This is a genomic window from Streptococcus sp. HMSC10A01 (assembly GCF_001807785.1).
Lineage (GTDB): Bacteria > Bacillota > Bacilli > Lactobacillales > Streptococcaceae > Streptococcus > Streptococcus gordonii.
The window spans coordinates 31,191-46,256 of the sequence record NZ_KV790967.1; the positions used below are offsets into that span (position 1 = coordinate 31,191).

19 protein-coding genes are annotated in these 15,066 nt (G+C 42.7%); 14 read left to right on the plus strand and 5 right to left on the minus strand.

Translation table 11 applies throughout. The annotated features are described in order from the left end of the window. Positions 1-15: 15 nt before the first annotated feature. The 13 genes from HMPREF3108_RS03525 (at position 16) to HMPREF3108_RS03580 (ending at position 10,230) form a co-directional block, all read left to right on the plus strand. Positions 16-1,209, plus strand: coding sequence for an acetate kinase (locus tag HMPREF3108_RS03525; protein WP_061603429.1), 1,194 nt, complete (start codon positions 16-18; stop codon positions 1,207-1,209). Between the two features lie 128 nt (positions 1,210-1,337). Further along, on the plus strand, positions 1,338-1,922 hold the full coding sequence (locus tag HMPREF3108_RS03530) for a CPBP family intramembrane glutamic endopeptidase (protein WP_256262214.1): 585 nt from the start codon (positions 1,338-1,340) through the stop codon (positions 1,920-1,922). 77 nt (positions 1,923-1,999) lie between these two features. Next, positions 2,000-2,965: a dihydropteroate synthase gene (gene folP / locus HMPREF3108_RS03535; RefSeq protein ID WP_070493317.1), complete on the plus strand. Its 966-nt coding sequence runs from the start codon at positions 2,000-2,002 to the stop codon at positions 2,963-2,965. A 1-nt stretch (position 2,966) separates the two neighbouring features. Beyond that, positions 2,967-4,301: a bifunctional folylpolyglutamate synthase/dihydrofolate synthase gene (locus HMPREF3108_RS03540; RefSeq protein ID WP_176744511.1), complete on the plus strand. Its 1,335-nt coding sequence runs from the start codon at positions 2,967-2,969 to the stop codon at positions 4,299-4,301. Then, positions 4,282-5,094, plus strand: coding sequence for a 2-amino-4-hydroxy-6-hydroxymethyldihydropteridine diphosphokinase (folK, locus tag HMPREF3108_RS03545; protein WP_060553803.1), 813 nt, complete (start codon positions 4,282-4,284; stop codon positions 5,092-5,094). Before HMPREF3108_RS03540 ends, folK begins: the two co-directional genes overlap by 20 nt. Positions 5,095-5,191: 97 nt before the next feature. Continuing rightward, positions 5,192-5,899, plus strand: coding sequence for an ABC transporter ATP-binding protein (locus tag HMPREF3108_RS03550; protein WP_060970948.1), 708 nt, complete (start codon positions 5,192-5,194; stop codon positions 5,897-5,899). A 1-nt stretch (position 5,900) separates the two neighbouring features. Continuing rightward, positions 5,901-6,689: a lantibiotic ABC transporter permease gene (locus HMPREF3108_RS03555; RefSeq protein ID WP_060970949.1), complete on the plus strand. Its 789-nt coding sequence runs from the start codon at positions 5,901-5,903 to the stop codon at positions 6,687-6,689. After that, the gene (locus HMPREF3108_RS03560; RefSeq protein ID WP_060970950.1) at positions 6,689-7,411 is read left to right on the plus strand and encodes a lantibiotic ABC transporter permease; all 723 of its coding nucleotides are present in this window, start codon (positions 6,689-6,691) and stop codon (positions 7,409-7,411) included. Before HMPREF3108_RS03555 ends, HMPREF3108_RS03560 begins: the two co-directional genes overlap by 1 nt. Positions 7,412-7,423: 12 nt before the next feature. Continuing rightward, a complete protein-coding gene (locus HMPREF3108_RS03565) occupies positions 7,424-8,122 on the plus strand; it encodes a response regulator transcription factor (RefSeq protein ID WP_070493320.1) in 699 nt (232 codons plus the stop codon). Next, positions 8,089-9,126: a sensor histidine kinase gene (locus HMPREF3108_RS03570; RefSeq protein ID WP_070493323.1), complete on the plus strand. Its 1,038-nt coding sequence runs from the start codon at positions 8,089-8,091 to the stop codon at positions 9,124-9,126. Before HMPREF3108_RS03565 ends, HMPREF3108_RS03570 begins: the two co-directional genes overlap by 34 nt. Before the next feature lie 295 nt (positions 9,127-9,421). After that, complete coding sequence (locus HMPREF3108_RS03575; RefSeq protein ID WP_045634152.1) at positions 9,422-9,625, plus strand: helix-turn-helix transcriptional regulator; 204 nt, start codon at positions 9,422-9,424, stop codon at positions 9,623-9,625. Next, entirely contained in the window at positions 9,622-9,786 is a 165-nt protein-coding gene (locus HMPREF3108_RS10790; protein ID WP_004193711.1) for a hypothetical protein, read from the plus strand. Before HMPREF3108_RS03575 ends, HMPREF3108_RS10790 begins: the two co-directional genes overlap by 4 nt. Before the next feature lie 9 nt (positions 9,787-9,795). Then, entirely contained in the window at positions 9,796-10,230 is a 435-nt protein-coding gene (locus tag HMPREF3108_RS03580; RefSeq protein ID WP_045634151.1) for a hypothetical protein, read from the plus strand. A 53-nt stretch (positions 10,231-10,283) separates the two neighbouring features. Here HMPREF3108_RS03580 and HMPREF3108_RS03585 read toward each other — a convergent pair whose 3' ends face one another. From HMPREF3108_RS03585 to HMPREF3108_RS03605, 5 genes are all read right to left on the minus strand, one after another. Next, positions 10,284-11,768 carry a DUF1846 domain-containing protein gene (locus tag HMPREF3108_RS03585; RefSeq protein ID WP_070493477.1) on the minus strand — a complete coding sequence of 495 codons (1,485 nt, stop codon included), beginning with the start codon at positions 11,766-11,768 and terminating at the stop codon, positions 10,284-10,286. A gap of 179 nt (positions 11,769-11,947) precedes the next feature. Beyond that, on the minus strand, positions 11,948-12,343 hold the full coding sequence (locus HMPREF3108_RS03590) for a single-stranded DNA-binding protein (protein ID WP_012130920.1): 396 nt from the start codon (positions 12,341-12,343) through the stop codon (positions 11,948-11,950). A gap of 63 nt (positions 12,344-12,406) precedes the next feature. Continuing rightward, a complete protein-coding gene (ytpR, locus tag HMPREF3108_RS03595; RefSeq protein WP_070493326.1) occupies positions 12,407-13,033 on the minus strand; it encodes a YtpR family tRNA-binding protein in 627 nt (208 codons plus the stop codon). A 16-nt stretch (positions 13,034-13,049) separates the two neighbouring features. Continuing rightward, entirely contained in the window at positions 13,050-13,367 is a 318-nt protein-coding gene (locus HMPREF3108_RS03600; RefSeq protein WP_012130918.1) for a thioredoxin family protein, read from the minus strand. Beyond that, entirely contained in the window at positions 13,367-13,651 is a 285-nt protein-coding gene (locus HMPREF3108_RS03605) for a DUF4651 domain-containing protein (protein ID WP_070493330.1), read from the minus strand. Before HMPREF3108_RS03605 ends, HMPREF3108_RS03600 begins: the two co-directional genes overlap by 1 nt. Before the next feature lie 180 nt (positions 13,652-13,831). On the opposite strand from HMPREF3108_RS03605, the gene pepA reads away from it, so the two are divergent. After that, a complete protein-coding gene (gene pepA, locus HMPREF3108_RS03610; RefSeq protein WP_070493332.1) occupies positions 13,832-14,899 on the plus strand; it encodes a glutamyl aminopeptidase in 1,068 nt (355 codons plus the stop codon). Positions 14,900-15,066 lie beyond the last annotated feature (167 nt).

The window sequence follows — 15,066 nt, forward strand, 5'->3', positions numbered from 1 at the left end:
TAAAAGAGGTAAATTATGTCTAAAACAATCGCAATAAATGCAGGAAGTTCTAGTTTAAAATGGCAGCTTTACTTGATGCCAGAAGAAAAAGTATTAGCTAAAGGTTTGATTGAGCGGATTGGACTCAAAGATTCTATTTCAACGGTGAAATTTGATGGTCGTACTGAAAAACAGGTGCTTGATATTACTGACCACACTCAAGCTGTAAAGATTTTGTTAGACGATTTGATGCGTTTTAATATCATTGCGTCTTTCGATGAGATTACAGGAGTAGGCCACCGTGTCGTTGCGGGTGGTGAGTATTTCAAAGATTCTGCTCTAGTTGATGAAGAGGTTATTCAAAAAGTTGAAGAACTTTCTCTCTTAGCACCTCTTCACAATCCAGCAAATGCGGCAGGGATTCGTGCTTTTAAGGAACTTTTGCCTGACATTACAAGTGTGGTAGTGTTTGATACTTCTTTCCATACCACTATGCCAGAAAAAGCTTATCGCTATCCATTGCCAACGAAATATTATACAGAAAACAAGGTCCGCAAGTACGGAGCTCATGGTACTAGTCATGAGTATGTAGCGCATGAAGCAGCTAAACTTTTGGGCAAACCGATTGAGGAGTTGAAGCTTATCACCTGTCATATTGGTAATGGTGCTTCTATTACAGCTGTTGATAAAGGTTTGTCTGTTGATACTTCTATGGGCTTCACTCCACTTGGTGGTGTCATGATGGGAACCCGGACAGGGGATATTGATCCTGCGATTATTCCTTATCTCATGCAGTACACAGATGACTTTAAGACTCCTGAAGATATCAGTCGAATTTTGAATCGTGAATCTGGTTTGCTGGGAGTTTCCGAGAAATCAAGCGATATGCGAGATATTCATGAAGCGATGCGGGCAGGTGATGCAAAGGCTCAATTAGCCAACGATATTTTTGTAGATCGAATTCAAAAATACATTGGTCAATATTTAGCAGTCTTAAATGGTGCGGATGCGATTGTCTTTACAGCTGGAATCGGGGAAAATTCAGTAACCATCCGTAAATTGGTTATTGAAGGAATTTCTTGGTTCGGTTGTGATATTGATCCAGAAAAGAATGTCTATGGGCAATATGGGGATATCTCAACACCAGAAGCAAAGGTCAGAGTGTTAGTTATTCCAACAGACGAAGAGTTAGTCATAGCACGCGATGTGGAACGCTTTAAAAAGCAATAAGAAAGGCGAGGCTGTCAGCCTCCCTTTTTTGCTAGATTGGGGAAGAAATGGAATTCTATTTAAAAAAACTAAAATATTGTTTAATTGTGTTGGTGATAGTGGTCTTGACACAAGTTCCTTTCATTGCAATGAGGTATTTAGAAGACAAACAATCACCAATTAGTGTAGGTGGAATAATCATCCTGTACCTATTGATTCTTCTTTTAACGCTCTTTCTTGCTAAAAGAGAAGGAATCCTCACATTTGATCTCAGCTTTTTTGATTGGTCATCAGTGGGACTTTTGGTCTTATCTTATTTCCTATCAATTCTTATCGGTGCTTTGGGGTTTATTGTCATGCGCTTGGAAGGGGGCTCGCTTATTCCTCGTAATCAAGAGAGAATTCAAGAGGCGATGAGCGAGATCCCACAGATTGTCATGATTATCGCAACAGTGATTGGAGCTCCAGTTCTAGAGGAAGTCATTTTTCGTGGCTTTATTCCCAAGAAACTTTTTCCTAAGCATCAACTGGTGGGATTTGTGATAGGTGCGATACTTTTTGGCCTTTTCCATGGTCCGACTAATATTGGTAGTTTTATCGTTTATGGAGGAATGGGAGCAGTCTTTGCCTATGTAGCCTATACGACAGAAAGGTTAGAAATGTCTATTATGGCCCATATGCTTCGAAATGGAATTGCCATATTCCTCATGTTATTTGCAAATAATCAAGCCTGACGAGAAATTTTCTCGTCTTTTTTTCTGAGGAAAATATGATAAAATGTTAGTAATTAAGAATTAGTGAGAGAAATAAAATGGCTCAAAAAAAGATTGATGTTCGAAAACTAGTCCCAGACGGTAAGACAGGCTTGTGCGGGATTCTTAATGTAACCCCAGATTCTTTTTCGGATGGTGGCAAATACAACACTGTAGAATTTGCTTTAGAGCAAGCGAGGTATCTGATACAAGAAGGTGCCCAGATGTTGGACATTGGAGGGGAGTCCACGAGACCCGGTAGCCATTATATTGAGATTGAAGAAGAGATCGAGCGAGTGGTTCCAGTGATTGAGGCTATTCGCAAGGAAAGTGATGTCTTGATTTCGGTCGATACTTGGAAAGCGCCCGTAGCAAAAGCAGCCCTAACAGCTGGTGCAGATATTGTTAATGATATCACTGGTTTTTTAGGCGATGAAGGAATGGCGCCAGTGGTGGCTGAGTCTTCTGCTGGAGCTATTCTGATGTTCAATCCGGTTATGGCTCGACCTCACCATGCTAGCTCATTGATCTTTCCCAAGTTTGGCTTTCAAGATGTTTTCACAGACCAGGAATTATCAAAGTTTGCGCATTCAGATATTGTAGAGTTGATGTGGGCCTATTTTGATAAATCCTTGGCTAGAGCAAAAGCGGCAGGAATAGAGAAGAACAGCCTCATGCTGGATCCAGGTATTGGTTTTGGTCTGACCAAGCGAGAAAACCTAATTCTGTTACAGCATCTGGAAGATATCCATCGAGCTGGTTTTCCAATCTTTCTTGGCGTTTCTCGTAAGCGCTTTGTTGTGAATATACTGGAAGATGCAGGCATTGAGGTTGATCCAAAGACAGATTTGGGTTACCAAAATCGTGATATAGCCTCTAGTCATTTGACCAGTATTGCGGCCAGTCAAGGGGTAGAAATGCTGCGAGTTCATGATATTCCTTATCATAAAATGGCGGTGGAGATTGGTGATGCGATTCGTTTAGCTAACCGCGCTGAAGATTTAACCTTAGGACAATACAAATAAGATGATAGATAGAAACGAAAAACCAGATTTGAACTGGATTGCAAACTATCGGACGGATACTCCGAACTTTGGCTTAGAGCGAATGGAAGCCATGCTGGCTTATCGAGGAAATCCTCATAAGCAACTTTCGGTCATTCATATAGCAGGACCCAATGGCAAGGGTTCAACGATTGCGACTCTTCGAGAACTTCTTCAGTTAAGAGGATTACGAGTTGGAACCTTTACCTCTCCGTATATTGTTTCTTATAATGAGCAAATTGCTATAAACGGACAGGCTATTTCCAATCAAAAATTGAACCAGCTCTTGCAGATTTATAAAGATTTGTTTGTCCATCAAGGACATCATTCGGCTTTCAAGGGAGTGACTGAGTTTGAAATTATCACGGCCTTGGCCTATGATTATTTTGCTCAGGAAGAAGTGGATGTGGCGATCATTGAGGTCGGTATGGGCGGGCTTCTAGACTCGACAAATGTTTGCCAGCCAGACCTTACTGCGATTAGTACGATTGGTTTGGATCATATGGCTCTTTTGGGGTCCACACTTGGGGAAATAGCAGAGCAGAAAGCTGGAATCATCAAGACTTCAATTCCAATAGTCACTGGTAAGATTGATAGAGCAGCCCTGGAAGTTATCCAGCGTGTGGCAACAAGTAAACAGGCTCCAACATATTTGTATGGACAGTCCTATCAGGTTGACTGGCTCAGAAGCGAAGACACTGGCGAAGTCTTTTCACTGGAAAATGAATGGCGAGAGTCCAGTATTTACCAAACATCACTCCTAGGATCTTATCAAACAGATAATGCGGCCTTGGCTATTGAGATTTGTGATCTATATTGCCAACAAAAGGGTTTGCCTCTTCTGACAAAAGAAGAAATCGACCGTGGACTTCTAGCAGTTGCTTGGCCAGCTAGGATGGAAAAAATTCTGGAGCAACCTTTGATTTTTTTGGATGGGGCACATAATCCGCATGCTTTAAGTCCTCTATTAGCTTCCTTCCAAGAACGCTTTGCTTCAAAAGATAAGAAGATTTTATTTACCTGTATTCGGACCAAAGCACTAGATGAGATGTTGCAGTTGTTTGCTCAAGCAGATGTATCTGTCACATTGACATCTTTTGCGGATGAGCGAGCAGTTTCTGAAGAGGGAATGAAGAGACAAGCCTTCCAAACGGGGGTAACCTATCAACCTTGGAAGCAGTATGTAGATAGCTATTTACAAGATGCGCATAAGGATCAAGAGGTGCTTCTGATTACTGGCTCCTTGTATTTTTTAGCTCAAGTTAGAGCCTATATATTGACAAAGAAAGAGGAAATAGATGGATCAATTAAGAATTAAAGATTTGGAAGTCTATGCTTATCATGGGGTTTTTGCGGCTGAAAAGGAATTGGGTCAGCGTTTTGTTCTGGATTTGATTTTGGATTATGATATGACTCGGGCTGCTAAAACAGGTGATCTGACAGCTTCAATTCACTATGGAGAGCTAGCTCAGGAGCTAGTTAAGTGGTGTCAAGAAAGCAAGGAAGATTTGATTGAAACGCTGGCTTATCAGCTGATTGGCAAGATTTTTCAATCCTATTACCTGGTTGAGAAAGTCAGTTTAGAGGTCAAGAAACCTTGGGCTCCTGTTCCTCTACCTTTGGACACATGCTCAGTCAAGCTAGTTCGTCAAAAGCGGAAAGTATTTGTCGCTCTGGGTAGTAATCAGGGTAGCTCAGCTACCAATCTGGATGCTGCTTTAGAAAAAATGGCTGAGCAAAATATAAGGATTTTGCAGGCATCAAGTCGTATCGAGACAGAGCCCTGGGGTGGAGTTGAGCAGGATCCGTTTCTCAATCAAGTTGTTGAAGTTGAAACCTGGCTCAATCCTGAGGAGCTGATGCAGACGCTCTTGGCTATTGAAGCGGATTTAGGGCGTGTGCGAGAGATCAAATGGGGACCGCGCGTGATTGATCTGGATATTCTTTACATAGGACAAGAAGAGATATACAGTCCAAGCTTGATTGTTCCTCATCCTTATGTGGCTGAGCGGGCTTTTGTCTTGCAATCTCTGGTGGAAATCGCCCCACACTTTGTCGATCCCGTGCAGAAAAAAAGCATCCGCCAGCTCTGGGATGCAGTCGAAAAATGAGAAAAGAAGCTTGTCGCAAGGCAAGTTTTTTTCTTGTCTGATTTTCTTCTGAACTTGCCATTGTAAAATAAAGTCAAATAAAGAAAAGGAGTTCAGTATGGAACATATTGTAAAAATTGATCGTGTTTCTAAAAAATATGGAGACAAGCAAATTTTAAAGGATATTTCTTTTACAGCTAGGAGTGGTCGCATTACGGCTTTTCTAGGACATAATGGTGCAGGGAAAAGCTCGACTTTGAGGATTCTTTTGGGATTAGATAGAGCGACCTCTGGGACTGCGACTTTTGATGGACAAGCCTATCAGTCAATGACTTATCCTCTCAAAACGGTAGGTGCAGCCTTTGATGGCATTGGCGGTCTGCCAAATCGTAAGGTCTATCACCACCTGAGAATTATCGCAGCGAGTAATGCTATTCCCAAGTCTCGGATCGATGAGGTTTTAGAGATGACTGGAATCGCTCATAAGAAAAAAGACCTCTTGTCAAGCCTGTCTCTGGGGGAAGGTCAGCGACTGGGGTTGGCAGTAGCTTTACTAGGTGATCCTCAGTTTCTTATATTAGATGAGCCGACCAATGGACTGGATCCAAGTGGGATTAAGTGGTTTAGAAGGTTCATTCGCCAGCAGGCTGATTTAGGGAAAACCGTCCTTCTATCCTCTCATATCCTGTCTGAGGTACAAATGGTAACAGATGATGTAGTCTTGATTCATCATGGGCAAATTATCGAACAGGGAACGCTAGAAGATGTATTACAAGGAACAGATAGTTTAGAAGAGCTCTTCTTCGACTTAACAGAGGAGGTTTAAGATGAAAGAGACGATGTCCTTATTGCATTCAGAGTGGTTGAAAATCCAATCAACCAAGGCTTTCAGGGTAAGTGTGGTCTTCATGCTGTTATTGGTACCTGCCGTATCCTGGCTAGAGGGACGCCAGTATCTGTCTATCGGTTTAGATGCGACCCCTGAGACGGTTCCTGGTCTGGCAGAAGCTATTGATCCACTGGAATATCTAGGTCTTAATGGCGCATCTATGGGGGGGATGGTTTTAGTCATTTTAGCTGGAATTATGGGAGCAATGGAATTTCAGTCTCATAGCTTGCGAACCAGTCTATTGGCTTGTAATAACCGCTTGAAGCTACTTATGGGGAAAATATTGACCTTTGGTTTGTTTTCACTCATCATTAGCTTGTTATCCATTTATTTAAGCTATATTGTCATGCACTTGGCTTTAGGAAAAGAAGGGCTGCATCCAATTTTACTTAATCAAGCTGCCTGGAGTCATCTTTTATGGAAGGCACTAGCTACTGCATTGCTAGGTCTCCTGTCCTTTTTATTGGGGTTGCTTGGGCGGACGATGTTGCTTCCCTTACTCTTTCTTGTGCCACAGATCTATAATCTGGGAAACTACCTAGCTACCCACACGACTTGGGGAGCTTATTTGCCACAGCCTGCAGGAGAGTTATTTGTTGCAACGCCGAATTCTCAATATGCCAATAATCCCTTGCAAGGACTCTTGATACTAAGCGTATGGTTGCTAGTCATCGGCGGCATGGCCTCTCTGCGCTTTTTGAAGACGGATTTAGGAGGACGCTACTGATGATAATAGCTATGCTTAAAAGTGAATGGATTAAGTTTCGTTCTTACTATATCGCTCTTGGTGCAGCCTTGGTAGCTCTGGTAGTCGTTCCTTTTTTTCTAATGAATCTTGACTATAGTCAGACAGTAGTTGGCCAGACAAAGGCTCTGAGTGAGGCTTTGCACGCCCTCTATCTGGCGCAGCCTGTCATCGTCATCTTTACTTCGCTCTATTTTGCCCAGGAGTTTGTCAAGTCGGGGATGCGAACGAATTTTCTAACCGTATCAAATAGAAAGGCTTGGTTGACTGGGAAATTCCTTTTTCTGGTCTTGCTGCTCTTGGTCCTCTACAGTATCATGGTAGGCAGCTGTTTCCTTGTTATGCTGGCTCGTTTTGACCTAAGCTTTAGCTGTTCCTTACTGGGGAAATTCCTCTATTACAGCTCTTTTGGTCTTCTCAGCAATCTTTTTCTGGCTCTTTTAGCTGCTGGCCTCGCTTTGCTATTTCAATCTTGGGTTGTGCCGGTGTCGGTGCTCTTTCCTCTCTTGATTGGTCTCAGCCGTTTATTGGCAACTTTCATCAAAGAAGCAAAATACCTGCCCGATCTGGCTGCGCTAAATCTTTTTGAGTATGAAGGGCTTCAGCATTCAATAGATCTCTCAGGGCTGGGAATACAGATTTTATGGTTAGCTTTGGTTTGGAGCTCTGCTATATTCTTAACCTTGAAACGAGATGTTCGCTAGAGGTATGCTATAATGGAAATCATGAGACAGTATCGTATTTTGGTGGTTGATGACGACCGGAGCATTTTGAAGCTGGTGAAAAACGTCCTAGAGCTCGATGCTTATGATGTGACGACGCTTGATCGGATAGAAGACCTAGAGCTGACGCATTTTGTCGGATATGACTTGATTCTGCTGGATGTGATGATGGAGCCTGTTAATGGTTTTGAGCTGTGTTCTTACATTCGTCCTCATCTTTCGTGTCCCATCATCTTTTTGACAGCTAAGGAGTTGGAGGCGGACAAGGTGGAAGGGCTCTTTCGCGGAGCAGATGACTATATTGTCAAGCCTTTTGGAACCAAAGAATTGCTGGCGCGTGTCAGAGCTCATCTTAGGCGGGAGGAAAGACGTGAGGAGCGATATTCTGAAATTGCTTCTTGTCAATTTTATCCAGAGCGCTATGAAGTTGCCTGTTTTGGTAAAGTCTTGAAATTTTCAGAGCGAGAGTTTAAGTTGCTGCATTTACTAGCTAGCAATCCCAAGCAGACCTTTTCAGCTGAACGCCTGCATACCTTGCTTTACCCAGAAAGCTCAGAAACACAGCTTCGCTCCATCTCAGAGTACGTATATCAGATTCGTCAAAAATGCAAACAAGAAGGGCTGCAAGCAATCGCAACTGTGAGAGGAGTAGGCTATAGATGGCAATTAGAACCCGAAATTTCAAAAGCCTAGTCTGGACAACCAGTTTAAAAATCGTCTTTTTCCATGTTTTGATTTTTGTGCTTATAGGCTATGAATTTACGCAAGGAAGTGATTATGTCCTTTTTACCTTGTTCTTTTGGGCAGGGAGCTTGCTGCTGATTACTTTTTATCATATTTTGAAATTGCTCCGAAAAATCGACAGGGAAATAAAAATGCTAACGAGCAAGAAGCTTTTAGAAGAAAATCAAAGCCAGCTTTTTCGGATTGAGGAAATGCTAGAAGTCTACAGCGATTTACGGAGCAGCCACCAAGAAAATGCTCGTCTTTTAGAAAGAGAGCTGCAGCATAATCAGGAGTTGATTTTACAGCTATCAGCGACATCGCACGATTTGAAGACGCCCCTAACTGTGATTAAGGGGAATGCTGAGCTCTTGGAATTGGCGCAGTTGGGCCAGCCACAGGCAGACTATGCTGCTGAGATTTTGCAGGCCAGTCACAAGATGGAAGAGTATTGTGGCTCTTTGATTGATTACGCTAAGACTTTTCAAATTGATTCTAATCAGTTCGGTAAGCTTTCCTTAGGGGACTTTTTAGTTTCTCTACAGGACGACTGGGAGCTGTTCAGCAAACAGGAAAGCTATCGTTTCTACCTCCAAGAAGATTGTGAGCTTAGTCTGATTTTGTCAATTCATTTGGACTATCTCAAGCGAGCTTTGCTCAATATTTTACTGAATGCGCTTGAACATGCAGACCAGGATCAAAAGGAAGTCAAGCTGACGGTATCAGTGCAGCAGGACCAGTTGGTTTTTGCTATCTGGAACAATGGCCCTGCATTTTCTGAGGAGATGCTGCTGGGAGCAGAACAGCTCTTTTACCAGAGTGACCAAAGCCGCAATTCAGCTAATCCCCATCATGGTATCGGCTTAGCCTTTTCTAAGCAGGTAGCTCTTTTGCATGGTGGTCGTCTGACCCTGCTCAATCCAGACCAAGGAGGGGCTTGTGTCGAGTTGACTGTAGCTTTAAAAAGCAAATAACAAAGGAAATCAATAAAGATGATAAAAGAGAGTGGGACAGAAATCGGTAATTCGTTAGAATTCGATTTCGTCGTCCCACCTCCGCACAGTTGAGTAGGGCTGTAAAAGCTGATGAAATAAGCGTAGTAGAGCCCACTCAACCACTGCGTCTTGCTCGACAATCCAAAGACAATTGAGAGGCTAGGACTTTTGTCCCAGCCTATTTTTTGCCGCTTTCTTCTTGACAAATGATGTAAAGGGAGCTATACTATGTTTGAAAAGTAAAGTTTGTTTTACATAGCAAAAGGAGGCGGCCTTGGAAAATCGAATTCAAGAATTACGAAAAAGAAAAAAGCTCAGCCAAGAAGAACTGGCTGAGAAGCTAGAGGTTACGAGACAAACGATTATTTCTTTGGAAAAAGGCCGCTACAATGCTTCGCTCCTTTTGGCTTATAAAATTGCATCCTTTTTCAATTTAAGGATTGAAGAAGTGTTTCTCTTTGAGGAGGATGAATCATGAAATGGACTTATATGCTCAAATGGGGACTAGGTTTCTTAGTAGTCCTTGTCCTGATCTTTCTTCATTTACAGTTCGATTTTATCCCTAAGGAAATCTTGCCTGTTGTGGGAATGATCTTGATTGTGCTGATCTTGAAAATTTTTCAAGCGTATGAAAAATAGGAGGCCGACATGGAAACATTAACTAAACAAGAATTTCGAAAAAAACTTCAAAGGAAAGTTATCGTGGGACGTATCTTAACCTTTATCATCTTGGTGGGATTGGCCTGGAGCCACTTTCATTCTCTGGATGATCTTCAGGAAGGAGTCATGGTCGGCATACTGCTGGGGCTTTCTTTGATGACTATTCGGTATAATCTTGCCCTAAGACGGGAGGAAAATTTTGAGAAGCTCTACATTCAGGTGACTGATGAGCGCAATCGCATGATTGACGAAAAGACTCGCACTCTACTTTTTAATATTCTTTTGTTGCTGGCAGCGTGCTTGAGTGTCCTGTCCATGATTTTCCCAATCATCTTAAGTCTCAATCAGTTTCTGACCGTGACCATTATCCTGGTTTTGGGACTTTACTATCTCTTGCGTTTTCTCCTATCTAAGCGTTATTAAGAAAAAAGCTGGCGGCGCCAGCTTCCTCAACAAGCTTTTAACAGAGCTTGTTTTTATTTTCTATAGAGTCGATCATACTGGTAAACGGGGTCCATGGTCACATGGATGCCTAGTTTGCGCAGGACGTTTTTGTCTTCATCAGTCAGAGTGACAGTGGAGTGGGCCTCGCTACCTTTGAGATTACCGAGTTGCTGCATAGCATTTGCTGCATCTTGATTTTCCATGGCTGTGATTGCTAGAGCCATCAAGATTTCGTTTGAGTGGAGGCGAGGATTGCGGCTGCCCAGATGGTTGATTTTTAAGCCTTGGATTGGCTTGACATACTCAGGCTCGATTAGCTTGGTTTCTTTAGCAATATGGGCTAATTTCTTAATGGCATTAATCAAGACAGCAGCCGTAGGACCAAAGAGTTCAGAGGTTTTACCAGTTACGATTTCACCGTTTGGCAATTCTAAGGCCAGAGCTGGCTCACCGGTGCTTTCAGCCTTGGCACGTGCCACAACTGTTACCTTACGGTCCAGCGGTGTGATGCCTAGGTCATTCATCAAAAGTTCGATTTTCTTGATAGCAGATTCAGAAACGCGCTCCGCCTTGAAGTCCAGAATAGTCTGGTAGTAGCGACGGATGATTTCCTGCTGAGATGCCTCAATAGCTGCATCATTATCTACAATAGCAAAGCCGACCATGTTGACGCCCATATCCGTTGGAGATGCATAAGGTGATTTTCCAAGGATACGCTCTAGCATACGTTTGAGGACTGGGAAAATTTCAATATCGCGGTTGTAGTTGACTGTGGTCTTGCCATAAGTTTGCAGATGGAAAGGATCAATCATGTTGACATCGTCCAGGTCTGCCGTCGCTGCCTCATAGGCTAGATTAACTGGATGGTGCAGGGGCAGATTCCAAACGGGGAAGGTTTCAAACTTGGCATAGCCTGACTTGATGCCATTGATTTGGTCATGATACATGTTGGACAAGCAAGTAGCCAATTTACCAGAACCAGGACCAGGTGCGGTTACTACGACTAGATTACGGCTGGTTTTGATGTAGTCGTTTTTCCCCATACCTTCAGGTGAGATGATATGGTCCATGTCGGTCGGGTAGCCCTTGATCGGGTAGTGGATGTAGGAGGCGATGCCATTCTTTTCCAGCTGGCTGCGGAAGAGGTCCGCCGCTGGCTGACCGGAATACTGGGTGATGACCACTGATCCTACATAAATATCCAGTTCGTTAAAGGTATCGATTAGTCGCAGAACTTCCTGGTCGTAGGAAATGCCCAAATCGCCACGCGCCTTAGAGTGCTCAATGTTGTTGGCATTAATGGCAATGACGATCTCTACTTGGTCCTTGAGCTCTTTGAGCAGTCTGATTTTATTGTCCGGCTCATAGCCTGGCAGAACACGGGCAGCATGGAAGTCTTCCAGCATTTTACCGCCGAATTCCATGTACAATTTGCCCTCAAATTGATTAATGCGCTCCAAGATATGGTCGCGCTGCAGGTTTAAGTATTTGTCAGAATCAAAAGCATTTTTTTTCATTTTCATTTTTACCTCTGCTAAGCATTATAACAAAAAAGAGACATTTTTGGGAGCAAAAGTAGTATTTGAAGATAAATAAAAACAAGCAATCAGAAAAGAAATTATCAAAATAGAACAATAAAAAAACCAAGGCTATTCAGCCAAGGTTCTTAATAGAAAAGAAAGGAAAAGTGGGAGTTTTAGAAAGGAAGTTCCTCTTCTTCCAAGACTAAATCAGCTAAATCAGCCCCAGAATTATTTTCACGAATAGCCCGCTGGGCACGACTTTCAAGAAGTTGGAAACCATGACCAAGCACTTCTGTGACATAGTGGGTTACGCCATCTTTCTCATAACGACGGGTCCGTAATTCGCCGTCTAGAGAAATTAAGCTTCCTTTGCTGGCATAACTAGCTAGAGTCTCAGCTGATTTGCCCCAAAGGACGATATTAATGAAGTCTGCTTCGCGCTCACCATTTTGATCCTTGTAACGACGATTGACCGCAATCGTTGCGCGTGTGACAGATTTTTCATTGCTTGTTTTGTGCAATTCTGGTGTGGCCGTCAAGCGACCGATAATAATGACTTTATTGTACATGTAATTTCCTCCTACTTATTTATTCGTAAGAGAAAGAAAAAAATCGTGAAAATCACGATTTTTTTACCCTTGCCAATGTTTTGCTGGATCAAACGCAGTTCCGACGACTTCAGAGTCGGCTAATTCGATAATGCCACGTTTTTGAGGAGCGTTTGGCAATTGCAACTCACGTGGACTGCACATCATACCAAAACTTTTCTCACCCCGTAGTTCGCCAGGGAAAATAAGGTTTCCCTTAGGCATCATAGCACCAGGGAGAGCAACGATAGTTTTAAGGCCTACTCGAGCATTGGGGGCGCCGGCTACGATTTGAAGAGTCTTATCTTCTGCGACCTGTACTTGACAGATGTTGAGGTGGTCGCTATCTGGATGAGCAATCATTTCGACGATTTCTCCGACGACAAATTTCGGTTGGAGATCATTGATCAGAGTTTCAGAGAAGCCTTCTTTAGCCAATTCTTGGTTGAGCAGGGCAACCTCTTCGTCAGTAAGAAAGATCTGGCCGTTTTGTTGGATATTAAGAATATCTGATGCTTGGAAAATGTTCCAAGCTACGGTTTCGGCTGTATCTTGTCGGAAAATACGAGCAACATTTCCTTTGCGTTCAACAGAAAGTTTTGCATCTTCGTTGTTGGCAACAATCACCATCAAAACATCGCCAACAAATTCTTTGTTATAAGTAAAAATCATTCTTTTCTCCATTTGATTAGTTTAATGACGCTAAAAAATCATTGATTTCAGACTTAGTTTTTCTATTGCGATTGACCAACCGACCTATTTCGTGTCCCTTTTCCAGTACAACCAAACTAGGAATCCCATAGACATCCCAGCGTTTAGCAAGATCGAGATAGGCATCGCGGTCTACTTGGATGAAGGTGAAATTTGGATTCCTTGCCTCAATCTCTGGTAGGGAGGGCTGGATGAAACGACAGTCTCCACACCAGTCTGCTGTGAAAAAGAAGACAGTCCTCCCCTCTGACTGAACGTAAGTTGCCAATTCTTCTATATTTTCAGGAATAATCATCATTTTTCCTCATAAGTTAGCTGGCCGTTTTCGTAGACAAAGGTAAAGTGGCGTTCATCTTCAAGGACTACTCCACCAACCAGTGTATCTTCGCTGGACTCATAGAGTTGCACATAGACCGTGGCAATCTGTCCTTGACTAGCAAAGAAGCTACGGACCAGTTGAATAATCTCTTCTCTCTTTTTGGCTAGCTGTTGTTCTTTGACGACTTTTCGCGCGCCCAAGGCAAGACTTCCTGCTCCAAGAAGAGCAGCTGTTGTTAAAATGATTTTTTTAGCTTTCATGACAATATTTTAACACAAAAAAGAAGGGGGAACAATGGCCAAGATAGAAAAGGAGAAATTGACAGGCGAGAGGACTTGACTGAAAATTTTTTACTTGGATATTTCTCCTGTAGAGAGTTAGGCTTTTGCTACCTATCTTTCCCAAAAAGTGATAAAATAGGGGGCAGAAAGAAGGTAAATATGACAGACTTATTTTCAAAAATCAAAGAAGTAACTGAGATTTCTGCAATTTCAGCTCATGAAGGTCCTGTAAGGACTTATTTGCGTGAGAAGATGACTCCGCATGTGGATGAAATGGTGACGGATGGCTTGGGTGGCCTCTTTGGTATCAAACATTCGAGTGTAGCAGATGCGCCTCGAGTTTTAGTGGCCTCTCATATGGATGAAGTTGGTTTCTTGGTCAGTGAGATTAAGCCAGATGGTACTTTTCGTGTAGTTGAAATTGGTGGCTGGAATCCTCTTGTGGTCAGCAGTCAACGCTTCAAATTGTTTACTCGAGAAGGTCGGGAAATTCCAGTGATTTCTGGCTCTGTTCCACCTCACTTCCTACGTGGAGCTGGTGGGACACCAACCCTGCCACAAGTAAGCGATATTGTCTTTGACGGTGGATTTGCCAATAAGGAAGAAGCAGAAAGTTTCGGAATTCGTCCAGGAGATGCTATTGTGCCAGATAGCTCAGCTATTTTAACAGCTAATGGTAAAAATGTTATTTCCAAATCTTGGGATAACCGTTACGGGGTTCTCATGGTCAGTGAATTGGCTCAGGCTTTATCAGGACAATCTTTAAGCAATGAGCTATATGTCGGTGCTAATGTCCAAGAAGAAGTTGGTTTGCGTGGAGCTCACGCCTCAACAACTAAATTTGAGCCTGAATTATTCTTTGCTGTAGACTGTTCTCCAGCTGGTGATGTATATGGTGGTCAAGGTGCTATTGGTGACGGAACGCTGATTCGTTTCTTCGACCCTGGTCATCTCATGCTGCCTAATATGAAAGACTTCCTGCTTACTACAGCTGAAGAAGCTGGTATTAAGTACCAATACTATTGTGCAAAAGGTGGAACAGACGCTGGTGCAGCCCATCTCCAAAACGGTGGTGTTCCATCTACGACTATCGGAGTTTGCGCTCGTTATATCCACTCCCATCAAACACTCTATGCAATGGATGACTTCTTACAAGCTCAGGCATTCTTGCAAGCAATTGTGAAGAAGTTAGATCGTTCAACAGTCGATTTGATTAAAAATTACTAAACTGCTAATTGTCTTTTGTGATACTGCAATCAGTCAATAAAACCACTCCGCAGTTACCTGAAGCTCTATGATTCTATTTGGTCATGGGGCTCTTTTAGTGGGGAAGACTAGATTGGAAGTATAGAAAAATTTTGATTTTAGCGATGAAAGGATAGTTGGCTTTTTAG